This window comes from Nocardiopsis endophytica (genome assembly GCF_027706725.1).
Classification (GTDB): Bacteria; Actinomycetota; Actinomycetes; order Streptosporangiales; family Streptosporangiaceae; genus Nocardiopsis_A; species Nocardiopsis_A endophytica.
This window is the reverse complement of the sequence record NZ_JAQFWQ010000028.1, coordinates 43,767-66,961: the sequence shown is the minus strand read 5'-3', so window position 1 is coordinate 66,961 and position 23,195 is coordinate 43,767. Positions and strand designations below refer to the sequence as shown.

The window sequence follows — 23,195 nt, the reverse complement described above, 5'->3', positions numbered from 1 at the left end:
AGCGGTGTCACCCCCGCCGAACACGACCACCCCCCACAGGCAGCCAGAGGCCACCCCACCGAAGGACCGGTCCCAGGTCGGGACGGGTCGAAGCCACCTCAGAACCGTCACCGGCAGGCCGACCCGGACCCGCAGCAGCGCGTATGGCCCCCGTGGCCACCGTGAACGCCGACAGCGCACCGCCCCGGCCCCCTCTCGGGGCGGCCGGGGCGGGCACGGCGGTGTGCGGCGGGGTCAGCGCGGCCAGGCGAAGGCCTCGCCGACGGTCGCGGCGAGCCGCAGGTAGGACTCCCGGGTTCCCGGGGCCAGGCGGTCCAGGTCGACCTCGGCGCCCTCTTCCAGGTGGGGGTCCCACGGGACCCGGATCACGGCCCGGCACCGGCTGGCGAAGTGCTGCTCCAGCTTGTCCAGGTCGACGCTGCTCTTGCCGTTCGTGCGCACCATCGACAGCACGACCACGGCGCCCCGCACCAGGTACCCGTACTCGTGCGCCTCCAGCCAGTCCAGGGTGGCGCTGGCGCTGCGCGCGCCGTCCACCGACGGGGAGCTGACCAGGACCACCTGGTCGGCCATACCCAGCACGCCCCGCATCGCCGAGTGCAGCAGGCCCGTGCCGCAGTCGGTGATGCAGATGGAGTAGTAGTGCTCCAGCAGCCGCGAGACCTCGCGGTAGTCGTTCTCGCTGAACGCCTCGGAGACGGCGGGGTCCCGGTCGGAGGCCAGGATCTCCAGCCGACTCAGCGCCTGCGAGGTGAACCCGCGGATGTCGGCGTACCGGGTGATGGTGTGCCGCTCGTTGAGCAGGTCCCGGATGGTCGCCGCCGTCTCCAGCCGCACCTTGTCCGAGAGCGTGCCCCGGTCCGGGTTGGCGTCGACCGCGAGGATGCGGTCCCCGCGCAGGGAGGCCAGCATCGACCCCAGGGCCACCGTCGTGGTGGTCTTGCCGACGCCGCCCTTGAGGCTGAGCACCGCCACCCGGTGGTGCCCCCCGGCCACGTGCGTGCGGGAACGCGCCACGAGCTCGTTGCGGCGTTTCTCGCTCGCCGACTCACCCGGGTTGACCAGCCCGAACGAGGCGGCGTGCACGGCGCGGCGCCACCCGCCCCCGGGCTTGCGCTTGCGGGGGCCGCCGCGCACCAGCGACTCCGCGTCGAGCTCCTCGGCGCTCGTCGCCTGCTGCTGGCCGACCACCTCGGGATAGCCGGAGTAGCCCTGCTGCGGATGGTGGTAGGACTGCTGGGCTCCGGTGGCGGGGCCGTACGAGGTCTCGGGCTGCACGCGCTGCATCGGTGCGCCCCACTGCCCCTGGGCGGGGTCGCCCCACTGGCCCTGCTGGGCGGGATCGCCCCACTGCCCGTACTGCGCAGGGTCCTGCACAGGCTGGGGCCCAGTGCCGTAGGCACCCGCAGGCGGCTGCCCCTGCTCGGCGGGACCATGCGGGTCGGCCTGCTGCCCGCCCCACTGGCCGGACTGTCCCTGATCGTGCGCCCACTGCTGCGGCTGCCCGAACTGCTCCGGCGCCCCTTCGGCACCGGGAGCGTACGGCGATCCCCCTTGCACAGCGGCCTGCGGCCCGGTGCCGTAGGCACCGGCGGGCGGCTGCGCCTGGTCGGCAGGAGCATACGGGTCGGCCTCCTGCATCGCGGGCTGCGGACCGGTGCCGAACGCACCGGCCGGCGGCTGCGCCTGCTCCGCCGGAGCATACGGATCGGCCTCCTGCATCGCAGGCTGCGGACCGGTGCCATAGGCGCCCGCCGGAGCCTGGCCATCCCACTGGGTGTGCCCGCCCTGGTAGAGGTCGGCCTGGGCGTGACCGCCGTCGGGCGCGTAACCCCCTTCGGCAGCGTCGGCACCCCCGTCCTGCACCGCAGGCTGCGGACCGGTACCGAATGCGCCCTCGGGCGGCCCGCCCTGGCCGTTCATCCCGTCGTATTCGGGGGCATACGGTGCGTCCCCCCGCACCGCGCCCTGAGGGCCGGTGCCGAAGGCACCGGCCGGGGGCTGCGCCTGGTCGGCAGGAGCGTACGGATCGGCCTCCTGCATCGCGGGCTGCGGCCCGGTGCCATAGGCGCCCGCCGGAGCCTGGCCGTCCCACTGGGCGGGCCGACCGGCCCCTTCCGGGCCGAACTCCTGGAACGGTTCCTGAGGGCCGGTGCCGAAGGCGACCGTCTGCGGCTCGGCCTGGACGGCGTACTCCTCGCCGACGCCGGGAACGAAGTCCTCCGCCCCGTCCACCTCCCGAAAGCGCGGAGGCTCGTCGATGTGGCCCTGGTCGGGACCGGCGTCCGGCGCCCCGGCTCCTTCGCCGTCGGTGAACACCGGGGCGTCGCCGACCACCGGCTCGGCCCCGGGAACCCCCTCCGCCGGAACGGGGGCCTCGGGCGCGAAGGCCTCGGGCTCGGGCTGGGCGGCCGACGGGAACGCGCTCCAGTCGTCCTCCGCGGACGGCACGGGGGCGTGTCCGGCGTCCGGATCCAGGCGCACCGTGGCCTCGGGATCACCGGCGTCGTCGTCCGGCAGCGGCGCGGCATCGGGGAGCGGCGCCTCCCCGTCCCCGGCCTCCGGGGCCTGAGGACCGGCGGCACCGTCCTGCTGCACTGGGGCGTCCTGCACAGGGGGCTCCTGCACAGAGGCGTCCTGCACAGGCGCGTCGGCGCCCTCGTCCGCCGCGTCCCACGGCTCCACGCCGTCGGCGCCCCCCTCCTCGGGGGCAGGCCCCTCCCGGTCCCCGGGCGGGGCGGTCGTGGCCAGCGGAGGAAGCTGCTCCGGCTCGGGGACGTCGTCCCCGGGGCGACGGTCGACCTCGGGCACGGCTTCGGAGCCCGCGGCGCCGTCGGCGGCGGGCTCGGGCCGGACGGGGTCGGCGGGCGGCGCCGGCTCCGCGGGCGGCGCGGGCGGAGGCGCCGGTGCGGCCTGCTGCGCCGGGTGCGGCGCGGGAGGCCGGTGCGCCTGCGGCCCGCCCGGCCCGGGCTGCGGCCCCGGCTGCGGACCGGGCGGCATCGGCGGCCGCCTCGGCGGTCCCGGCTGTCCCGGGCCGCCCTGCGGGGGATGGGCCCCCTGCGGACCGGGCGGACCCGGGTGGCGCTGCGGACCGCCGGGCCCAGGCTGGGGCCCCTGCGGCGCGGGGCGCCGCTGCGGTCCCTGCGGCCCGTGCGGGCCGTTCGGGCCGGGGGGACCCGACCTGGGCGGTCGGCCCTGCTGGTCCGACGCGCCCTGCTGCGAGCCGTCACGCGGCGCCTCACCCGAGGGCGGTCCCGGCGGCCCCTGGGGCCCCTGCGGGCCGGGCGGCCCCTGCGGCCCCTGCCACGTGGGCAGGATCAGGGGAGGCCCCTGGTTCGGAGGTGCCGGGTAGGGGCCGGTGTACGGGGCGCCGTCCACGGGAGGCGCCGGATTCGCCTGCGGAACGGGTGGGCTCTGCTGCTCCCTTGGACCCTGCTGGTCCTGTGGGCCCTGCTGGTCCTGCGGCCCCGGGGCGTTCTCGCCCGCGGGGGGACCGGGTGGACCCTGTGGCCCCTGGGGGCCGGGCGGCCCCTGGGGCCCCTGCACGGTGGGCAGGACGACGACGGAGGGCGGCGGCCCGTACGGCGGCTGGTGGACCGGTCCGTGGGGGCCGGGGGCGGGCGGCCCGGGCTGGTGGTCGTGCTGGACGTACTGCCACTGGGACCCGGCCTGCTGGTCGGTGGGCGCCTGATAGGGGGCGTTCTGCGGTACCGGCTGGGTGTAGGGCGCCGGGTGCGCCTGGTGCGGCCCCGGGGCGCCGCCGTTGTACGCGGCCGGTGCGGCCCCGGGCGGCCCTCCCTGCGCGGCGCCCTGGTGGGGGGAGGGGTACTGCCCCGGCGCCTGCTGGCCCGGCGGGTGGACGATCTGCGCCTCGGCGGGCTCCTCGGCCTCGGCCCCACCCTCGGCCGCGGCGCGCCTGGCCTGGTACTCGGGCAGGGCCTCCCACGGCAGCGCCGGACCGCGCCGCGCCTCCTCCTCGGCGCGCGCGGACTCCTCCTCGGCCTGCCCGTCCGCGGACACGGGCTCGGGTTCGGGCTCGTGGTACAGGGGGTAGCCCGGCGGGGGCTGCTGGTCCTCCCTGCCGGTGGGCACGGCGTACGGCGGGGGCGGTGGCACTCTCCCGTCCAGGGCGTAGGGCGGAGGCGGGGCGCTCCCGCCGTGGACGTCGGCCTCGTCCCCCGGCACGGCGGCCGCCCCATGGTCACGCCCGTCCTCCGGCGGACGCGGAGTGTGGGGCTCCGGACCGTCGTGATCTCTCTGTGCCACGGAGGTTCTCCTCAAGAAGCGAATCAGGGGCGTGAAGTGCAGGCCGGGGCCGAGACCCCCGAGGGGTCAGGGGAGGCGGGGGGTTCGGGCACCCAGCGTCGTCGGTTTTCTCACCTCAGTCAACAAAGATAAAACCCAGCGCCGAAGGCGTGACGCGCGGCCCGAGCCGCACTCGCCTCCCCCCGTATGACAGGGGTTTCCACGCCCGTGGTTCGCTCCGTCCGCCGACTTCCCCGCGGCCGGGTGCGGCCCCGCGGCGTCCCGGCCCGCCTTCCCCTCGGCCTTCCGTCCACGCCCGTCTCGGCCTCCCGTCCACCGGCACGCGCACCGTCCACACCTCCCCCTGTACCCCCGCCGTCCCCACCCGTCCCCGCCGACCGCCGGCGCACCGCCCTCGTGCGCCCCCTACTCCCTCGGACGCGCCCCCGCCCCCTCCGGCTCCCGGTGCCGTGCGCGCCCGAATCGGCCGGAAGATCACGTGGGACCGCGGTGTCGTCCGCCCCTCCGCTCTGGGTAGCTTTCATGGCATGCACGCGATCGAGATCCTTGAGCCGGGCGACCCGGACGTCCTCTCCTGGAACGAGGTCCCCGACCCCGTTCCGGGACCGGGGGAGGTCCTCGTCGACGTCGCGGCGACCGCGGTCAACCGGGCCGACGTCAACCAGCGCCAGGGCAGCTACCCGCCGCCCCCCGGCGCACCCGTCTACCCGGGCCTGGAGTGCTCCGGGCACATCTCCGCCCTGGGCCCCGGCACCGAGGGGTCCGGATGGTCGGTCGGCGACCCGGTGTGCGCGCTGCTCGCCGGCGGCGGCTATGCCGAGCGCGTCGCGGTCCCCGTCGGCCAGCTGCTGCGCGTCCCCGCCGGGCTCGGCCTCGCCGAGGCCGCCGCGCTCCCCGAGGCCGCGGCCACCGTCTGGTCCAACGTCTTCATGGTCGGCGGCCTCGCGGCCGGGCAGACCCTGCTGGTGCACGGCGGCGCCAGCGGCATCGGCACCTTCGCGATCCAGCTCGCCCGCGCCCGCGGCGCCCGCGTGATCACCACCGCCGGGGGCGGGGAGAAGGTGAAGCGCTGCCGGGAGCTGGGCGCCGACGCCGCCATCGACTACCGGTCCGAGGACTTCCCCTCCCGCGTCAAGGAGGAGACCGGCGGGGCCGGCGCCGACGTCGTGCTGGACATCATGGGCGCCTCCTACCTCGACCCGAACCTGCGCTCGCTCAACGTGGGCGGGCGGCTCGTGGTCATCGGCCTGATGGGCGGCCGCAAGGCCGAGCTGGACCTGGGCCGGATGCTGGTGAAGCGCCAGTCGGTGCACGCGACCACGCTGCGCTCGCGTCCCGTGGAGGAGAAGGCGGGTATCGTCGCGGGCGTGGCCGAGCACGTCTGGCCGCTGGTGGAGCGGGGCGAGGTCCGCCCGGTCGTGGACCGGACGCTGCCGCTCGCGCAGGCCGCCGAGGCGCACCGGGCCCTGGAGTCCGGCGACCACGTCGGCAAGATCGTGCTCACCGCCGACCGGCGGGCCGAGTCCTGAGGACCGCCCCGGCGGGCGGGGCCCCGCGTACGACCATCCGCGAGTGAGGGTTGCTATGAACAACGGATTCAGCGAAGAGGAGCAGCCGCAGGTGCTCATCGTCGGCCCCGGGGGCCACGACGGCGCCGACGGCGGGGAGTCCGAGGAGGGCGAGGGGCAGCGGCCGCTCAGCGAGATGGTGGAGCAGCCGGCCAAGGTCATGCGCATCGGCAGCATGATCCGCCAGCTCCTCGAAGAGGTGAAGGCCGCCCCGCTGGACGAGGCCAGCCGCGCGCGCCTGCGGGAGATCCACGCCAACTCGATAAAGGAGCTGGAGGACGGCCTGGCGCCGGAGCTGGTGGAGGAGCTGGACCGCCTGACGCTGCCCTTCACCGACGGCAACACGCCGAGCGAGCCGGAGCTGCGCATCGCCCAGGCCCAGCTCGTCGGCTGGCTGGAGGGCCTGTTCCACGGGATCCAGACCACGCTGTTCGCCCAGCAGATGGCGGCCCGCGCCCAGCTGGAGAACATGCGCAAGGCGCTGCCTCAGGGCCAGGACCCGCAGCAGGGCCGCTCCGGCCCGGGGTCGGGCCCCTACCTGTAGCGCCTGCGGCGGCAGGCGTTGATCTCGACGGAAGTGCTGCCAAATCAGCCGGACCGGCAGCACTTTCGTCGAGATCATCGACGTGGGGGCGCGCACTCGGCGGGGCGCCGCCGAACTCCGGACAGGACCTGAGGGCGGCGCCTCAGGACTTCACGGGCTCCAGCACGTCCAGGCCGACGTAGGGGCGCAGCGCCTCGGGCACCACGACCGACCCGTCGGCGCGCTGGTGGTTCTCCAGGATCGCGACGATCCACCGGGTGGTCGCCAGCGTCCCGTTAAGGGTGGCGGCGAACCGCGGCTTGCCGTCGGCGTCCCGGTAGCGGATGTCGAGCCTGCGCGCCTGGAACTCGGTGCAGTTGGAGGTGGAGGTCAGCTCCCGGTAGCGCTCCTGGGTGGGGATCCACGCCTCGCAGTCGTACTTGCGGGCGGCGCTCGTGCCCAGGTCGGCCCCGGCGATGTCCACCACGCGGTAGGGCAGCTCCAGCTTGTCCAGCATCTCCCGCTCCCAGGCGAGCAGCCGCAGGTGCTCCTCGTGGGCGTCCTCGGGCCGGGCGTAGACGAACATCTCGACCTTGTTGAACTGGTGCACCCGGATGATGCCGCGGGTGTCCTTGCCGTAGGACCCGGCCTCGCGGCGGAAGCAGGACGACCACCCGGCGTAGCGCAGCGGGAAGGACCCCGCCTCCAGGATCTCCCCGGCGTGGTACCCCGCCAGCGGCACCTCCGAGGTGCCCACCAGGTACTGGTCGTCCTCGGCCAGGCGGTACACCTCGGCGGAGTGCTCCCCGAGGAACCCGGTGCCCTCCATGGTCTCGGGCTTGACCAGCACCGGCGGCACCATGGGGGTGAACCCGTTGGCGACGGCCTGCTGCAGGGCCATGTTGAGCAGCCCCAGCTCCAGGCGGGCGCCCGGACCGGTGAGGAAGTAGAAGCGGGCGCCGGAGACCTTGGCGCCGCGCTCGGTGTCGATGGCGCCGAGCATCTCGCCCAGCTCCAGGTGGTCGCGCGGGGTGAAGTCGAACGCGCGCGGCGTGCCGACCTCCTCCATCACCACGAAGTCGTCGACGCCGCCCGCGGGCGCGCCCTCCTCCACGATGTTGGGCACCCCGGCCAGGGCCCGCTCCAGCTCACCGGAGAGCCGCCCGGCCTCGGCCTCGGCCTCCTTGACGTCCGCGGCCAGGCCCTTGGCCTTGGCCAGCAGCTCCTCGCGCTCCTCGGGGGAGGCCTTGGAGACGGACTTTCCCACACTCTTCTGCTCGGCCCGCAGGGACTCGAAGCGGGACAGCGCCGAGCGGTGGGCGGAGTCCAGCTCCAGCACGCGGTCGACGACGGCGTCGTCTTCCCCGCGGGCCCGCTGCGAGGCACGGAGGCGGTCAGGGTCGTCTCGGAGAGCGCGGAGGTCGATCACGTGTGCAGGGTACCGCCCCTGCGGGCGCGCCGCCCGCGCGCGGCGGGACAATCACCGGATGGACCTCGATCACTGGCCCCAGTACGGGCTGCGGCTCACCACGCCCCGGCTGGAGCTGCGGCTGCCGGACCTCAAGGAGTTGGACGCGCTCGCCTCGGTCGCCGCGGCGGGGGTGCACGACCCCGCCCGGACGCCCTTCGTCCATCCGTGGACCGACGCCCCTCCCGGAGAACGCGCCCGCAGCGTGCTCACCCACTTCTGGAAGACCCTGTCCGAGTGGCGCCCCGACTCCTGGGCCCTGCAGCTCACCGTGTTCCTCGACGGGGCGCCCATCGGCATCCAGCAGGTGTCCTCCACGGACTTCGCGGTGACGCGCGAGGTGTCCACCGGCTCCTGGCTGGGCCTGTCCCACCAGGGGCGGGGCCTGGGCACCGAGATGCGCTCGGCCGTGCTGCACCTGGCCTTCGCCGAACTGGGCGCCGAGTCGGCGCGCACCTCCGTCCTGGACGGCAGCACCGCCTCCCGCAGGGTCACCGAGCGGCTCGGCTACCGCCCCGACGGGACCGCGCGCGTCGCCGTGCGCGGGGAGCCGCGCACCGACCACCGGTACGTGCTGACCAGGGCCGATTGGGAGCGCAACCGGCCGGTGGAGGTGCGGGTCGAGGGGGCCGGAAGGTGCGCCGCGGCGTTCGGCGCGGAAAAAATCCGCGGAACCGCGTCATAGGTCCGGGGCCGCGGGGTCTCTACAGGTGACGGCGGGCCCGGACCGCCGTGCCAGTCGAGGAGGAGGGACCCGATGACCCTGACCTGGCCGATGAAGCCCCTCGGCGCCATGACGGCGGCCGAGCTGCTGGCCGCGCTGGAGCAGCTCGACGCCGTGGCGCCCGACGACGAGGCCCTGGGGGCCGCGGTGCGCGCCGAGCTGATGCGCGCGATGGACACCGAGCGCACCGGGCACGTCCAGCGCAACGAGCGCACCGGGCGGCCCGGGCGCACCGAGCACGCGGTCGGGCCCCGGGCCTGACCGCGGGCGCGCCCGCCGGGGATCCCCGGGCGGCCGAGCGTGCGCAGGGGGAGGCGCACCCGGCCGCAGGAGGGGGACGGGGACCCCGGTGGCCGCGCACTCATGCCCGCGCGGGCCGGGACGCCGTCTCTCAGACCCGGCCCGCGCGGATGTCCTCCAGCCACCGGGCGGCCTCCTGGAAGTCGGCCTCGGTGGTGCGCGCGGGCAGGAACGGGGTCAGGTCGGCGGTCTCGTCGGCGCGCGGGTAGCTGCCGAGGAAGCGCACGTCCGTGCAGATGCGGCGCAGCCCCATCAGGGCCTCGCCCACCGCGGCGTCGGCGACGTGCCCGTCGGCGTCGACGCAGAAGCAGTACCGGCCGAGCCCGTCCCCGGTGGGGCGGGACTCCAGGCGGGTGAGGTTGACCCCGCGCACCGCGAACTGGTCGAGCAGCTCGGCCAGCGCGCCGGGGCGGTCGTCGGACAGGAACGCCACCAGCGAGGTGCGGTCGGCGCCGGTGGGCGCGGGCGGCGGGCCGGGCCGGGAGAGCTGGACGAACCGGGTGGCCGCCTCGGCGCGGTCGCCGATGCCCGAGGCCAGCGCGGACAGGCCGTAGCGCTCCCCGGCGATGCGGGCGCAGATCGCCGCGTCGTAGGGGGAGCCGGGCTCGGCGACGGACTGGGCCGCGGCGGCGGTGGAGGAGACGGTGTGCATCTCGGCGTCGGGCAGGTGCCGGGAGAGCCAGCGGCGGCACTGGGCCAGCGCGTGCGGGTGGGTGGCGACCCGCTTGACGTCGCCGACCGCCGCGCCGTCCCGGGCGAACAGGGTGAACTCCACCGGGACCGCGACCTCGGCGGTGATCAGCAGCGGGTCGCCGTTGATCAGCTCGGCCATGGTGGTGGGCACACCGCCCTCCACCGAGTTCTCCAGCGGCACCACCCCGGCGCCGGCCTCGCCGCGGCGCACGGCGCCGAACACGGCGTCCACCCCGGCGCAGGGCAGGAGCTGGGCGTCGGCGGCCTCGGGCCGCAGGGCGCGCAGGGCGGCTTCGGTGAAGGTGCCCTCGGGGCCGAGGTAGGCGTAGCGGTTCGGCATATGTCGCAGGTTACCCCGGGGACGGGGGTGCGCCCGCGGCGCGCGCACCGGGCACCAGGGTGCGGACGGCGCCGCCCTCCTCGGGGGCCGGGAAGGACCCGGCGGCCTCGGTCTGCCGGCCCATGCGGGCGGCGCGGATCGCCCGGTACTCCTCGGGCGAGAGCTCTTCGGCCGCGCGTCCGCCCTGCACCGCCTTGGCGTAGGTGCGCGACTCGGTGCGCCCGTTGATGGAGGTGACGACGATGCCGTCGCCGGCCGCGTTGAGCAGGGCCAGCGAGAACGAGCGGGCGCCGGACATCTCCTCCAGCGCGTCGTAGCGGACCACGCCGACGTCCCGGATGGCCCGGACGTCGACGCCGCTGCCTTCGGGGAGCAGGCGGTGCACCAGGGCGCGGCAGTCGTCGGCGGCCCTGCGGGTGCGCCAGAGCGCGTATCCGCCGACCGCCAGGCCGCCCAGGCCCACCAGTACGCCGATCGCGGCGAGGATCGATGTCAGCACGGTGCGAGCGTACCGCTACGCGGGGCCCGCGGAAGGTGACTAGCGGTAATCTCTACGGCGACTTTGCTGGATTTTTCGCGAAACGGACCTTATGGCCACCGCGGCGTCCCGTCCGGTGCGGCGCGCCCGCCGGGCCAGCGCCGGGCCCAGCTCCCGCGCGGCCAGCGCCCGGCCCACATCGGCGAACTGGCGCGCCCGGTGCACCTGGGCGCGCAGGTCGGTACCGGTGGCGCGGTGCTCCAGCGGCACCTCCACCTCCACCACGCGCAGGCCGGCGTGCAGCACGTCGATGGTCAGGCCGGTCTCCACGCCGAAGCCGTGCGCCAGCGGCAGCGCGGACTCGAACGCGGCGCGGGTCAGGCAGCGCTGCCCGTTCAGCGGCTGCTCGGGCTCCCACCCGGTGGCGCGGCGGATGCCGTCGCGGGCCAGGCGCACCACGAAGCCGTGGCCGCCCAGGCGCATGCGGGTGGCGGGGAACAGGGCGACGGCCATGTCGGCGTCGCCGCGCACGACGGGCGTGATCAGCGGGGCGGCCCCGGACGCGGTGGCGCCCAGGTCGGCGTCGAGGAAGAGCAGGTGGCGGTGGCGGGGCGGGCCGCCGCCGGAGGCGCCGGCCTCGATCAGCCGCACCCCTTCGGCGCCGCTCTCCATGGCGGCGCCCTTGCCCCGGTTGCGGGCGTGGCGCAGCACCCGCGCCCCGGCCGCGAGGGCGGCCTCGGCGGTGCCGTCGGTGGAGCCGTCGTCCACGACGACGACCATGTCCACACCGGGCAGGGAGCGCACCGCGCGCACGGTGGCACCGATGCGCTCGGCCTCGTCCTTGGCGGGGACCACGGCGGCGACGCCCGGCCCGTGCTCGGCACTGCCCATCGGCGCCTCCGGAAGGTGCGGGCCTTGCATGGTGGTACCCGGCGTTGATCTCGGGGAAAACGACGCTACAAGCGCGGTTTCAGCGTCGTTTTCCCCGAGATCAACGGGGATCCGGACGGGGGCCGACCGCTAGGGCGCGGTCGTGGGGGCCTGGTCCGGCAGGTCGGTGGAGTCGGTGACGGTGAAGACCCCGTCGAGGCCGGTGACCTCCAGGATCTTGGTGACCGCGGGCCGCGGCGCCGCGAGCACCAGGTCGCCGCCCTGCTCACGGGAGCGCTTCATGGCCGACAGCAGCACGTTCATGCCCGTGGAGTCGCAGAACTCCACCCCGGACATCTCCACCACCAGGCGGTGGGCCCCGTCGTCGAGCGCGTCGACGAGGGCGCTGTGCAATTGCGGTGCCGTGTACAGGTCGACCTCACCGCGAACGGTTACCACCGCGTGATCCGCGTGAGACTGACTCGATATCTTCAACTCCACAGTCGTGACTGTAGCGGCACGGCGCGGAGCTGGCCACCTGGTGACCGGTGTTTCGCCTCATCACCCGGACATCACGCGCGTTCGGGAGGATACGAACGCGGGGACCGCGCCGTCCTCCCCCTCGCCCAGCTCCAGGACCGCCCACACGGTGGTGACCGAGCCGTCCACCTCCGTGCCCCAGCGGCGGGCGAGGTGCTCGACGATGCCCAGGCCCCGGCCGCCGAGCGCGGAGGGGGCGGGGCGGGCGATGCGCGGCAGGGTGGACGCGCCCCCGTCGCGGACCCGGATCTCCAGTCGGACCCGGCCCGGGGCGGCGGTCTCCACGTCCCAGGCCACCTGGACCGAGTCGGGAGGAAAAGGCGGGGGCAGCGGGGAGGCGTGCCGCAGGGCGTTGCTCAGAAGCTCGCTCAGCACCAGCGCGGCGTCGTTGACGCGCGGGGCGTCCAGGCCGCCCTCCTCGAGCTCGGTGCAGAGCCGCTGCCGCGCGCTGGTGACACTCGACGGCGCGTACGGCACGAGTACCGCCCTCGCCATGTCGTCCTCCCGTATTTCGCCCCGCACACCGGCGGCACAGCAGCCGTCCATCTCGCGCCCCGTCTCCCGAAAAACTCGGTCCGTCTTTCGCCGGTTATCGGCAAAGCATCGGCTTTGACGCCCGCCAGGGCCGAAATGCCCCGTTCACGGGGTGGGGAAACACCTCAGCACCCCTGGTCCGGGCCTTCGTCCGGCTCCGGCCGGAGGCCCCCCGGGACCGAAACCCCGCCCTCCTCGGCGCCCCCGGCCTCCGCGCCGCCCCGGGGAGGCGCCGAATGTAATGTGAGTCTCATCCGCGTCCCAAGGGTGCGTGCGGAGGCGGTCACGTCCCCGCCCTGGGCGCGCGCCAGTCGGCGCACGATGTACAGCCCCAGCCCGATGCCGCCGAACCGGCGCCGGTCCCCCGCCTCGCCCTGGACGAACCGGCCGAAGATGCGCTCCTCGTCCCCGGGGGCGATGCCCACCCCCTCGTCCTCGACGTCCACCACCAGGCATCCGCCGTCGACACCCGCGCGCAGCCGCACCCGGCCGCCGTCGGGGGAGTACTTGAACGCGTTCTCCAGCAGCTGGCCCACGATGACGTCGGTGGCCACCGGGTCCCCCAGCGCCGCGGGCAGCGGATCGGGCGCCTCCAGGCACAGGGTGTGCCGCGGGGAGAAGGAGGCGAAGGCCCCGGCCGCCTCCTCCAACAGACGCCGCAGGTCGAACGCCTCGGCCCCGACCCGCAGGTCGCCCCCTGCGGCCGAGCCCAGCAGCAGGTTCTCCACCAGCCGGGCCAGTACCGAGGAGCGCTCGGCGATGGTGCGCACCGCGTCCTTGCGGGCCGCGTCGTCGAGCTGCTCCCAGCGCCGCACCAGCGTCCCGGCGAACCCCTGCACCACGGTCACCGGGGTGCGCAGTTCATGCCCGGCCGTGGCCATGAAGAGGTCCTTCTCCTCCTCCAGCTCCTTGGCCTGGGTGACGTCCCGGAAGTCGACCACCCGCTCCTCGGTGCCGCCGATTCCGGTCACCAGGATCTCCACCCAGCGGCCCCCCGGAAGCCGGTGCCGCACCGAGGCGCCCTCCCCCTCGGGCAGCGGGAAGGGCGGGCGGCGCCCGGCCGCCCGCGCCGCGGGGACACCGGTGAGCTCGGCGGCGGCCCGGTTCCACTTGCGCACCCGGCCCTCGCCGTCGATCACCGCGATGCCGTCGGCGCTGGACTCGACCACCGCGTGCTCCTTGGCGCGGCGCCGCGCCATCTCCTGGTAGGCCATGGCGTTGCCCAGGGCCACCCCGGCGTGCGCGGCGAGCAGCTCCAGGAGCTCCAGCTCCACGTGGCCGACCCTGCGCCCGCTGTACAGGGCGTACAGGGCGCCGTAGGGGCGCCCCTGCACGGAGGAGACCCCCAGCGCGATGGTGTGCAGGCCGTCCAGGTCGGCCCAGATGAGGTCGTCGAGGCTGCGGGTGTCGTCGGTGGCGAGCAGCACCGAGCGGCCGCTGCGCAGCAGCTCCCCGAACAGGCTCGTCTCCAGCGGGGCGGTGTAGCCCAGCAGGCGCTCCGACAGCCCGGCCAGGCTGACCAGCCGCAGCCGGTCGCCCTCGATCAGCGCGAACCCCCCGGCGTCGGCCCCGGTCAGCTCGGTGAGGCTGCGGGCGATCCGGTCCAGCACCGCGCCCAGGTCCAGGTCGGCGTTGATGTCGGCGGCCACGTCGGTCAGCCGCCGCACCAGCCGGGCCCGCTCGGCCGCGTGCGAGCGCAGCTCCCCGTGGTCGGCGTCCCGGCGGAACACCTGCAGCCACCCGGCGGCGCCCCCGTCCTCGCCGCGCAGAGGCCCGGTGTCCACCCGCACGTCCACCGCGGTGCCGTCGCGGCGCAGCCGCCGGGTGAGCACGGAGACCGGCTCCCCGGCGCGGGCCCGCTCCAGCACCGCGTGCTCCTCGGCGAGCAGCTCGCCGGGGACGATCGGCGCGGGGCGGCCCAGGGTCTCGGCGGCCGACCAGCCGAACAGCCGCTCGGCCGCCGCGTTCCACGCCGCCACGCGCATCCGCGCGTCGACGGCGACGATCGCGTCCGGACAGGACGCCAGGACCGCGTCGGCGCTCACGTCCGGGCCATCGGGGGTCACCCGGCCATAGTGCCACCGCGCGGCCCGCGGATCACGCGGGTCAGACCACCTGGGGGTCGGCGCCGCCGTCGGCCTCCATCGGCCGGCCCGCCAGCGCCCAGGCCTGCATGCCCCCGGCGACGTTGGCCGCCCGCCACCCGGCCTCGTTGAGCGCCTGCACCGCCTGGGCCGAGCGGCCCCCGACCCGGCAGACCACGTACACCTGGCGGTCCCGGGGCACCTCCCCCGCGCGCGCGGCGAGCTCGCTCAGCGGGATGTGCACCGCCTGCGGCGCACGGCCCGCCCGCCACTCGTCCTGCTCCCGCACGTCCAGCAGGTACCCGTCCTCGGGCACCGTGCCGACCTCGACCACGGGAACGCTCTGCTCGAACACCAGGGACTACCCCTCTTCACGACGTCGGTTGGCCGGGGCCGCCGGGGGATCGCACGGCGGTGGGAACCGCCCGCGGGCGCCCCGCGTCCAAAGGGTATGCGCACGCATAGCCTCGCAACCGCGCTGGTCCGCTCAGGCGCGCTCGCGGCCGTGGTCGCCACGGCCGCCGCGTGCGGGGGGACCACGGTCACCGCACCGGACGACGAATCCGGCTCCGGGGGCTCCGGCTCCGGAGCCGCCCCGACGACCGAACTGGCCATCGAGATCACCTACGCCGACGACCCGCCCGCCGAGGGCGACACCGAGCCCAAGGACTGGACCCTCACCTGTGGGCCCGCCGGCGGCGACCACCCCGACCCCGAGGCGGCCTGTGCCGACCTGGAGGAGGCGGGCGCCGAGGGCTTCGAGGAGGTCCCCGACGACCAGGCCTGCACTTTCGAGATGGGCGGCCCCGAGGTCGCCACGGTGGAGGGGCACGTGGGCGGGACCGACGTGTCCACCGAGTTCAACAAGTCCGGCGGTTGCGAGATCGACCGCTACGAGCAGATGGGCGCAGTGCTCGCCCCCTGACCGGGCCCGTACCGGGGCCGCTTCCGGCCGCGCCCCCACCACGCGGCGCGGGCGCGCCCCGGCGGCCGCCCGGGGCGTGATCCCGGGCACACGCCCCGGGCGCAGGCCCCGGGCACACGAACAAGGGCCCCGCTGCCGGATCTCTCCGGCAACGGGGCCCTCTCCTGTGGGCGAGGAGGGATTTGAACCCTCACGTCCTTTCGGACACACGGACCTGAACCGTGCGCGTCTACCGTTCCGCCACCCGCCCGAGTGACATATACATGGGGTGTCCCCTTGCGGCGGCCACCCGGACCTTTGCGGTCCTTCCCGGTGCCGTCCGCTTGGCGACAGGAAAAAGACTAGCACGGCCCAGGGACCGCTCCGCACACGTTTTCCGGCGGCCCCCGGCGCCGCCCCGATCGCGCGCACCCCTCGGCGGGCGGTGCGTCCGACGCACGTGAAACAGTGGACGCGGTTACCCGGTTACGATCGTTCTAGACCGGAGTGGAGTAAGGGAGGTACCTCGTGGGAGTGCTCCAACGCTTCGAGCGGCGCCTTGAGGGCATGATCGAAGGCACCTTCGCGCGGGCCTTCAAGTCCAAGCTCGAACCCGTCGAGATCGCCAGCGCCGTGCAGCGGGAGATGGACGAGCGGGCGGCCATCGTCGCCCAGGGGCGCACCCTGGTCCCCAACGACTTCATCGTCGAGCTGTCCGCGGGCGACAGCGAGCAGATGGACGCCATGGCCGACAGCATCGGCCAGGAGCTCGCCAAGCTGGCCCGTGACTACGCCACCGAGCAGGGCTACTCCTTCGTCGGACCGGTGCGCGTGCACTTCTCCTCCGACGCCGAGCTGCAGACGGGCCGCTTCCGCATCCGCTCGGGGGTGGTGCGCGGCTCCACCGTGGAGAGCGGCGAGATCCGCCGCCCCGTGGGCGACCCGCCGCGCGGCGCCGAGTCCGCGCCGGGCAAGCCGCGGCTGCTCATCTCCCCCGGCGGCGCGGCCACCGAGGGCACCACCGCCGGGCAGGGGATGCAGCAGTCCTACGAGCTCACCACTCCGGTCACCCTCCTGGGCCGGGGGACCGACTGCGACCTGCGGCTGGTGGACAACGGCGTCTCCCGGCACCACGCCGAGATCCGCCTGGAGGACGACGAGGCCGTGCTGGTCGACCTCGGCTCCACCAACGGCACCTTCGTCAACGGACAGCAGGTGCGCCGGGTCGGGCTGGTCGACGGGACCCGCATCAGCCTCGGGCGCACCACGATGACCTTCCGCCGCGACTGACCCCCGGGCCCGCGGCCGGCCGCGGCGGCGCCCCCCGCGGGGTCCGCGCGATCGGTCCGGGATCGGGCGAACCGAACGCGCCCCCGCTGCGTCTGTAAGGGGGCGGAGCCCGCCGGGAACGGTCCGGGGGGACCGAGAACCGCGCAGAGCAGAAGAGAGGGAACCGACCAGGAGCTTCCGGGTCCGTTGGGTTTTTCCGACACGATCTCCTAGGGTTCGGGCCGAGAGAACGCGGCGGCGCCTGCGCCGCCCGCCAGAGCACGACAGGGGCTGAAGAGCAGTTCGATGTCCGACTTGACCCTCATGCTGATCAAGATCGCCTACCTGGCGGTGCTTTGGCTGTTCGTCATCTTCGCCGTCGGCGTCATCCGCACCGACCTCATCGGATCCCCCGCGAAGTCCAAACGGCGCCCCCGCCCCTCCCCCTCCGGTCAGGACGGCGGCGCGCCCCGGCGCCCCGCCGCCCCCAAGGCCCCGCGCGGGCGCCGCAACGAGCCGCGCACCCTCGTGGTCACCAAGGGCCCACTGGCCGGGAACTCCCTCCCCCTCGGCCCCCATCCGATCCTCATCGGCCGCGCCAACGACGCCACGCTCGTCATCAACGACGACTACGCCTCGGGCCGGCACGCGCGGATCTACTCCGAGAACGGCCGCTGGTTCGTCGAGGACCTGGGCTCGACGAACGGCACCTACATGGGCCAGCAGCGACTGACCCGCCCGCAGCCCATCTCGGTGGGGCAACCCATCCGCATCGGCAAAACGGTCCTGGAACTGCGCAAATGACAATCGCTCTCCGATACGCGGCGTACTCCGACGTGGGATGCCTCCGCGAAGGCAACGAGGACTCCGCCTACGCCGGCCCCTACCTCCTCGCCGTCGCCGACGGGATGGGCGGGCACGCCGGAGGCGAGATCGCCAGCGCCATCGCGATCTCGGCTCTGATGCCGCTCGACGACGACGTCCCCTCCACCGAGAACATGACCGACGCGCTGCAGCGCGCCGTCGAGGCCGCCAACACCACGCTGGCCCAGCGGGTCCGGGAGGAGCCGCGGCTGGAGAACATGGGCACCACGCTGACCGCGATGCTGTGGTCGGGCGCCCGGGTGGCCATGATCCACATCGGCGACTCGCGCGCCTACCTGCTGCGCGAAGGCGAGTTCGGGCAGATCACCCACGACCACACCCTGGTGCAGACCCTCGTCGACGAGGGCAAGATCACCGAGGAGGAGGTCGCCACCCACCCGCAGCGCTCCCTGCTGCTGCGCGCCCTGGACGGCCGCTCCCAGGTCGACCCGGACATCGCGATCAGCGAGGCCCGGCCCGGCGACCGCTACCTGCTCTGCTCCGACGGCCTGTCCGGCGTGGTCAGCGCCGCGACGATCCGGGAGACGCTGCAGGCCGAGCGGAGCCCGGACGCGGCCGCCCGCCGCCTGATCGACCTGGCCAACCGGGGCGGCGGGCCGGACAACATCACCGCCGTGGTCGCCGACGTCATCGACAGCGCCACCGACCCGCTCGGGCCCACCCAGGCCCCGTCCGTGGTCGGCGCCGCCGACCAGCGCCGCGAGCCCGCCATGACCCCGGACACCCCCGCGGGCCGGGCCCAGGGCCTCAACCGCTCGGCGGGCGACACCGCGGAGATGTCGCGCCCCCCGGGGATGGGCCCCGCCGGGCCCGCACCCGACGACGATGACGACGACGCCCCGCGCACCAAGCGCTGGTGGCCCATGATCGCCGTGTTCGTGGTCGTGGTGGCCCTGGTGGCGGGCGCCGGGTGGTACTTCGGCACCTCGTACGTGAACGGCCGCTACTTCATCGGCGAGTCCCAGCAGGGCGGCACCGTCGCGCTGTACCAGGGCATCAACACCGACATCGCCGGATACAGCCTGGCCGAGGAGGTCGAGGACACCGGCATCGCGCTGGACGCCCTGCCCGACACCGAGCGGGGCGCCGTCGAGCGCACCATCGAGTTCACCGACCGCGCCGAGGCCGACGGCCGCCTGGAGGACCTGCGCACCGCCGCCGACGAGGAGGCCCGGGCCGACCAGGGCGCCGAGGCCGATGCCGGTGCCGAGTCGGACAGCGGCGCCGGGACGGACACCGGCACGGAGGCCGGCCCGGACGCCGGCGCGGAGCAGGGTGCCGATCAGGGCACCGGCGGCGCCCAGCAGGGCCCCTCCGGGGAGTCGCGATGAGCACCGCCACCAACAGCCAGGCGCTGCCGCCGGTCAAACGGCGCAACGCCGAGCTGGCGATGACGCTGGCGGCCATCGGGGCGACCATGTTCGCCCTGATCGAGATCGGCCTGACACGCAACGGCCAGATGCCGCCCCAGCTCTTCCTCTACGGAGGGGTGTTCGGCGGGCTGGCCATCCTGTCGCACGTGTTCATCCGGTTCTTCGCGCCGTGGTCCGACCCGCTGCTGCTGCCGCTGGCCACCCTGCTCAACGGCCTGGGCATCGCGATGCTGTGGCGCCTGGACCAGGGGGGCATCGACCGGGCCGGGCCGATGAGCCAGCTCCTCCTGACCGCCGTCAGCATGGCGCTCTTCGCCGCCATCATCTTCTTCCTGAAAGAGCCCCGGACCCTCCAGCGCTACCCGTACATGATCGGGCTCGGCGCCGTGGTCCTGCTGCTGATGCCGCTCATCCCCGGCATCGGCATGACGGTCAACGGCGCCCGGCAGTGGGTCAACCTCGGCTTCACGACCCTGCAGCCCTCGGAGTTCGCCAAGATCGCCCTGGTGATCTTCCTGTCCGGCTACATGGTGAGCAAGCGCGACGTGCTCTCGCTGGCCGGCAAGCAGATCAAGGCCGGGCGGTTCACCATCCTGAACCTGCCGCGCATGCGCGACATGGCGCCGATGGCCGCCATGTGGGGCTTCTGCATCATCGTCCTGGTCATCCTGATGAACGACCTGGGCACCTCGCTGCTGCTGTTCGGCACCTTCCTGGCGATGATCTACGTGGCCACGCACCGGTCCTCGTGGATCGTCATCGGGCTGACCGCCTTCTTCGGCGCCTGCGCGGTGCTCTACCCGTTCGTGTCCCACTTCAAGGTCCGCATGGTGACCTGGCTGGACGCGTTCTCCCCCGAGGTGTACTGCACCGACGACGTGATCAACAACAGCCCGGACGCCTTCTGCAACGTCTCCGGCAACAGCCAGCAGCTCGTGCGCGGCATCTTCGCCCTGGCCGAGGGCGGCGTCACCGGCTCCGGCTTCGGCGGCGGCGACGTCGGCTACATCATCGAGGTGCAGAACGACTTCATCTTCGCCGCGTTCGCCGAGGAGCTGGGGCTGACCGGCATCATGGTCATGCTGCTGGCCCTCGTGCTGATGGTGGAGCGGGGCATGCGCATCGCGCTGGCCTCCAAGGAGCTGTTCATCAAGATGTTCGCCTCGGGCATCTCCTTCCTGATCGGCTTCCAGACCTTCGTCGTCATCGGCGGCGTCACCCGGGTCATCCCGATGACCGGTGCGACCATCCCGTTCGTCGCCAAGGGCGGATCCGCGCTGCTGTCCAGCTGGATCATGCTGGCCCTGCTGATGCGCATGAGCAACAACGCCCGCAAGCCCGCCCCCCAGGCCATCCAGGACGAGGGCGCCACCCAGGTGATCCAACGATGAACACGCCCATCCGCCGCCTCGCCTTCTTCAGCATGGCGCTGTTCGGCGTCCTGCTGCTCAACGTCACCTGGATCCAGGCGTTCCAGGCCGAGTCCCTGCGCAACCATCCGTTCAACGCCCGGCAGTACGCCGAGGTGCTGAACCTGCCCCGCGGGCCGATCGTCATCGGCGGCGAGGAGGTCGCCCTGTCCGAGCCGGTCGGCGGCGACAGCGAGAGCTACCAGCGCGAGTACGCCGGGGGCGGTCTCTACGCGCACGCCGTGGGCACCTTCCCGATCCGCGGCGACGGGGTCGAGAAGTCGGAGAACTCCCTGCTGGACGGCTCCGACGAGCGGCTGGCCGTGCGGAACTTCATGGACACCATCACCGGCGCCGAGCACCAGGGCGCCAGCGTGGAGATGACCATCGACCCCGCCGCGCAGCAGGCCGCAATGGACGGCCTGGAGGCGCTGGGCAAGAACGGGGCGGCGGTCGCGCTCGACCCGTCGACCGGCGCGATCAAGGCGCTGTACTCCAACCCGACGTTCGACCCCAACCCGGTGAGCGACGTCTCCAATCCGAAGGACGCGGAGGCCGCGTGGACCGAGCTCGCCGAGGATGAGCAGAAGCCGCTGCTGAACCGCGCCCTGAAGGAGCGGTACCCGCCGGGCTCCACCTTCAAGGTCGTCACCGCGGCGGCCGCCCTGGAGAACGGGGAGACCCCCGACTCGACCATGGACGCCCCGGCCAGCGTCAACCTCGGCGCCCCGCTGCCCAACGCCTGGGGCGGGCCCTGCAACGGCGGCGAGCCGGACAGCCTGGCCCACTCCATCGAGCAGTCCTGCAACACCTCCATGGCCAACTGGGCCATCGAGCTCGGTGACGACAAGATGACCGAGCAGGCCGAGAAGTTCGGGTTCAACCAGGGCGAGATCCAGACCCCGGTCCCGGCCCTGGAGAGCCTGTACCCCAACCCCTCCGGCGACCGGAACCTCCTCGGCCGCTCCGGGATCGGGCAGGGCAACGTCGAGGCGACGCCGCTGCAGATGGCGATGGTCGCCTCGGGCATCGCCAACGGGGGCGAGATCATGACGCCCTACCTGGTGGAATCGGTCAAGGACTCCGACCTGTCCACCATCGAGGGCCACACCCCCGAGACCTTCTCCGACGCGGTGAGCGGACAGACCGCCGACCAGCTGAAGGACATGATGATCCTGGTGACCGAGGGGCAGGACGCCTCCGGCCCCCAGGGCGCCATCCCCGGCATCCAGGTGGCCGGCAAGACCGGTACGGCCGAGACCGGCAGCGGCCCCACGCACAACTGGTTCATCTCCTTCGCACCCGCGGACGACCCCCAGATCGCGGTCGCCGTCGTCGTCGAGCACGGCGGCATGAGCGGCGGCACCGCCGCGGCCCCCATCGCCAAGGGCATCATGGAAGCTGTGATCGACGAGTGAGCGACAACGACCCCGGCGGCGGCACCCCCGACGACCCCACGGGCCTGTCCGGGACCGTCCTCAGCGGCCGCTACCAGCTCGATGAGCAGATCGGCTCCGGCGGCATGGGCACGGTCTGGCGCGCCACCGACACGCTGCTGAACCGCCCCGTCGCGGTGAAGCTCCTGCACCCGGCGCAGATGGCCGAGCCGACCTCGCGGGAGCGGTTCCGCACCGAGGGGCGGATCACCGCCGGCCTGTCGCACCCGGGCATCGCCCAGGTCTACGACTACGGCGAGCAGGACGACCGCGCGTACCTGATCATGGAGCTGGTCCCCGGGGAGCCGCTCTCCTCCATCCTCAAGCGCAACGAGGGGCTGGAGCCCGGCGTCACCCTGGACATCCTGTCCCAGTCGGCGGCCGCGCTCGCCGCCGCGCACGCCCGCGGCGTGGTGCACCGCGACATCAAGCCCGGCAACCTGCTGGTCACCGACGACGGCACGGTCAAGCTCACCGACTTCGGCATCGCCCGCGGCGACCAGTCGGTGACGCTCACCCAGACCGGCATGGTCATGGGCACCGCCCAGTACATCTCCCCCGAGCAGGCCTCCGGCCGCCCGGCCACGCACGCCTCGGACATCTACGCGCTCGGCGTGGTCGCCTACGAGTGCCTGGCCGGGCAGCCGCCGTTCACCGCCGACAGCCCGCTGGCCCTGGCGCTCGCGCACACCCGCGAGCCGCCCCCGCCGCTGCCCGAGCACCTTCCCGGCCCACTCACCGACCTGGTGGAGGCGCTGCTGGCCAAGGACCCGGCCGAGCGGCCGGAGTCGGCGGGCGAGGTGGCCCGCGCCGCCCAGGCGCTCCGCCACGGTGCGCCGGACCTGGGCGCCACCACCGCGATGGACCTGACCGACCCCACCCGCACCGTGGTGGCCGACCCGGCCGCCCGGCGCACCGCCACGGGGTCCTGGTCCGCGGACCGGGCCACCTCCTCGGATAGGCTGGCCCGCGGGTCCGGCGGACCGCGCAGCCGGCTCCCGCTGGTGATCGCGGCCGTGGTGGCCGCGGTGGCGGTGGTGGTCGGGGTGGCCTTCGCCGGGGCCCTGTGGAACAACGACGGCCAGGAGGGCCGGAACGTCGGCAACAGCCGCGACGCCTCGCCGACGGCGACGCCCACCGGCTCCGACCGGCCGACGGAGCAGGAACAGCAGGACACCCAGGACGACGCGACCGGGACCGGCACCGACGGCACCGGCGGCTACACACCGCCCCAGACCGGAGGCGAGCCGACGATCACCCAGGAGCCGCCGCCCAGCGGCGGCCCCGACGACGACGGCGGCGGCACCGACGGGGGGACCACGCCTCCGCCCGACGACGGCGGCGACACCGGCGGCGGGACCACGCCCCCGCCCGACGACGGCGGCGACACCGGCGGCGGGGACGAGGAGCCCGGCGGGGGGACCGACACCGGCGGCGGGGACACCGGCGAGACCCCCTGACCCGACGACCCACCCAGAAGGTACCGACGGGGCGCCCGGCCACCGCGACGACATAAGGAACTGTTCAGCAC

General features: G+C 74.4%; 20 protein-coding genes and 1 tRNA gene. 11 read left to right on the top strand and 10 right to left on the bottom strand.

Annotation, left to right across the window (positions count from 1 at the left end; all coding sequences use genetic code 11):
• Window positions 1-234 precede the first annotated feature (234 nt).
• The gene (locus tag O4J56_RS32110) at window positions 235-4,266 is read right to left on the bottom strand and encodes an AAA family ATPase (RefSeq protein ID WP_408639109.1); all 4,032 of its coding nucleotides are present in this window, start codon (window positions 4,264-4,266) and stop codon (window positions 235-237) included.
• Window positions 4,267-4,793: 527 nt separating this feature from the next.
• On the opposite strand from O4J56_RS32110, the gene O4J56_RS12205 reads away from it, so the two are divergent.
• On the top strand, window positions 4,794-5,795 hold the full coding sequence (locus O4J56_RS12205; protein WP_270685849.1) for an NAD(P)H-quinone oxidoreductase: 1,002 nt from the start codon (window positions 4,794-4,796) through the stop codon (window positions 5,793-5,795).
• Window positions 5,796-5,850: 55 nt separating this feature from the next.
• Entirely contained in the window at window positions 5,851-6,378 is a 528-nt protein-coding gene (locus O4J56_RS12200) for a bacterial proteasome activator family protein (RefSeq protein WP_270685852.1), read from the top strand.
• A gap of 142 nt (window positions 6,379-6,520) precedes the next feature.
• Here O4J56_RS12200 and serS read toward each other — a convergent pair whose 3' ends face one another.
• Window positions 6,521-7,786, bottom strand: coding sequence for a serine--tRNA ligase (gene serS / locus O4J56_RS12195; protein WP_270685848.1), 1,266 nt, complete (start codon window positions 7,784-7,786; stop codon window positions 6,521-6,523).
• Between the two features lie 58 nt (window positions 7,787-7,844).
• On the opposite strand from serS, the gene O4J56_RS12190 reads away from it, so the two are divergent.
• Together O4J56_RS12190 and O4J56_RS12185 are read left to right on the top strand one after the other, a co-directional pair.
• Window positions 7,845-8,510: a GNAT family N-acetyltransferase gene (locus tag O4J56_RS12190; protein WP_270685847.1), complete on the top strand. Its 666-nt coding sequence runs from the start codon at window positions 7,845-7,847 to the stop codon at window positions 8,508-8,510.
• A gap of 72 nt (window positions 8,511-8,582) precedes the next feature.
• Window positions 8,583-8,810 carry a hypothetical protein gene (locus O4J56_RS12185; protein WP_270685846.1) on the top strand — a complete coding sequence of 76 codons (228 nt, stop codon included), beginning with the start codon at window positions 8,583-8,585 and terminating at the stop codon, window positions 8,808-8,810.
• Window positions 8,811-8,940: 130 nt separating this feature from the next.
• Here O4J56_RS12185 and pheA read toward each other — a convergent pair whose 3' ends face one another.
• The 7 genes from pheA to O4J56_RS12150 all read right to left on the bottom strand — a co-directional run bounded on the left by pheA (window position 8,941) and on the right by O4J56_RS12150 (window position 14,743).
• Window positions 8,941-9,882 carry a prephenate dehydratase gene (gene pheA / locus O4J56_RS12180; protein WP_270685845.1) on the bottom strand — a complete coding sequence of 314 codons (942 nt, stop codon included), beginning with the start codon at window positions 9,880-9,882 and terminating at the stop codon, window positions 8,941-8,943.
• A 10-nt stretch (window positions 9,883-9,892) separates the two neighbouring features.
• Window positions 9,893-10,381 carry a DUF4446 family protein gene (locus O4J56_RS12175; RefSeq protein WP_408639108.1) on the bottom strand — a complete coding sequence of 163 codons (489 nt, stop codon included), beginning with the start codon at window positions 10,379-10,381 and terminating at the stop codon, window positions 9,893-9,895.
• Window positions 10,382-10,420: 39 nt separating this feature from the next.
• Window positions 10,421-11,251 (bottom strand): glycosyltransferase family 2 protein, encoded by an 831-nt coding sequence (locus O4J56_RS12170; protein ID WP_270685844.1) that lies wholly within the window; start codon window positions 11,249-11,251, stop codon window positions 10,421-10,423.
• A gap of 129 nt (window positions 11,252-11,380) precedes the next feature.
• Window positions 11,381-11,731: an STAS domain-containing protein gene (locus tag O4J56_RS12165; protein WP_270685843.1), complete on the bottom strand. Its 351-nt coding sequence runs from the start codon at window positions 11,729-11,731 to the stop codon at window positions 11,381-11,383.
• A gap of 60 nt (window positions 11,732-11,791) precedes the next feature.
• Window positions 11,792-12,316, bottom strand: coding sequence for an ATP-binding protein (locus O4J56_RS12160; protein WP_270685842.1), 525 nt, complete (start codon window positions 12,314-12,316; stop codon window positions 11,792-11,794).
• 113 nt (window positions 12,317-12,429) lie between these two features.
• Window positions 12,430-14,370 (bottom strand): PAS domain S-box protein, encoded by a 1,941-nt coding sequence (locus O4J56_RS12155; RefSeq protein ID WP_270685841.1) that lies wholly within the window; start codon window positions 14,368-14,370, stop codon window positions 12,430-12,432.
• 40 nt (window positions 14,371-14,410) lie between these two features.
• Window positions 14,411-14,743 carry a rhodanese-like domain-containing protein gene (locus tag O4J56_RS12150; RefSeq protein ID WP_270685840.1) on the bottom strand — a complete coding sequence of 111 codons (333 nt, stop codon included), beginning with the start codon at window positions 14,741-14,743 and terminating at the stop codon, window positions 14,411-14,413.
• 96 nt (window positions 14,744-14,839) lie between these two features.
• On the opposite strand from O4J56_RS12150, the gene O4J56_RS12145 reads away from it, so the two are divergent.
• Window positions 14,840-15,313 carry an SSI family serine proteinase inhibitor gene (locus O4J56_RS12145; protein WP_270685839.1) on the top strand — a complete coding sequence of 158 codons (474 nt, stop codon included), beginning with the start codon at window positions 14,840-14,842 and terminating at the stop codon, window positions 15,311-15,313.
• A 167-nt stretch (window positions 15,314-15,480) separates the two neighbouring features.
• Here the strand turns inward: O4J56_RS12145 and O4J56_RS12140 are convergent.
• Window positions 15,481-15,563, bottom strand: a tRNA-Leu gene (locus O4J56_RS12140).
• A 257-nt stretch (window positions 15,564-15,820) separates the two neighbouring features.
• Here O4J56_RS12140 and O4J56_RS12135 point away from each other — a divergent pair.
• From O4J56_RS12135 to O4J56_RS12110, 6 genes are all read left to right on the top strand, one after another.
• Window positions 15,821-16,582, top strand: a complete 762-nt coding sequence (locus tag O4J56_RS12135; RefSeq protein WP_270685838.1) for an FhaA domain-containing protein — start codon at window positions 15,821-15,823, stop codon at window positions 16,580-16,582.
• A gap of 285 nt (window positions 16,583-16,867) precedes the next feature.
• The gene (locus O4J56_RS12130) at window positions 16,868-17,365 is read left to right on the top strand and encodes an FHA domain-containing protein FhaB/FipA (RefSeq protein WP_270685837.1); all 498 of its coding nucleotides are present in this window, start codon (window positions 16,868-16,870) and stop codon (window positions 17,363-17,365) included.
• Window positions 17,362-18,777: a Stp1/IreP family PP2C-type Ser/Thr phosphatase gene (locus O4J56_RS12125; RefSeq protein WP_270685836.1), complete on the top strand. Its 1,416-nt coding sequence runs from the start codon at window positions 17,362-17,364 to the stop codon at window positions 18,775-18,777. The genes O4J56_RS12130 and O4J56_RS12125 overlap by 4 nt, the downstream gene beginning before the upstream one ends.
• Window positions 18,774-20,210 (top strand): FtsW/RodA/SpoVE family cell cycle protein, encoded by a 1,437-nt coding sequence (locus O4J56_RS12120; RefSeq protein WP_270685835.1) that lies wholly within the window; start codon window positions 18,774-18,776, stop codon window positions 20,208-20,210. Before O4J56_RS12125 ends, O4J56_RS12120 begins: the two co-directional genes overlap by 4 nt.
• Complete coding sequence (locus O4J56_RS12115; RefSeq protein ID WP_270685834.1) at window positions 20,207-21,646, top strand: peptidoglycan D,D-transpeptidase FtsI family protein; 1,440 nt, start codon at window positions 20,207-20,209, stop codon at window positions 21,644-21,646. The genes O4J56_RS12120 and O4J56_RS12115 overlap by 4 nt, the downstream gene beginning before the upstream one ends.
• Entirely contained in the window at window positions 21,643-23,124 is a 1,482-nt protein-coding gene (locus O4J56_RS12110; RefSeq protein ID WP_270685833.1) for a serine/threonine-protein kinase, read from the top strand. Before O4J56_RS12115 ends, O4J56_RS12110 begins: the two co-directional genes overlap by 4 nt.
• Window positions 23,125-23,195: the final 71 nt, after the last annotated feature.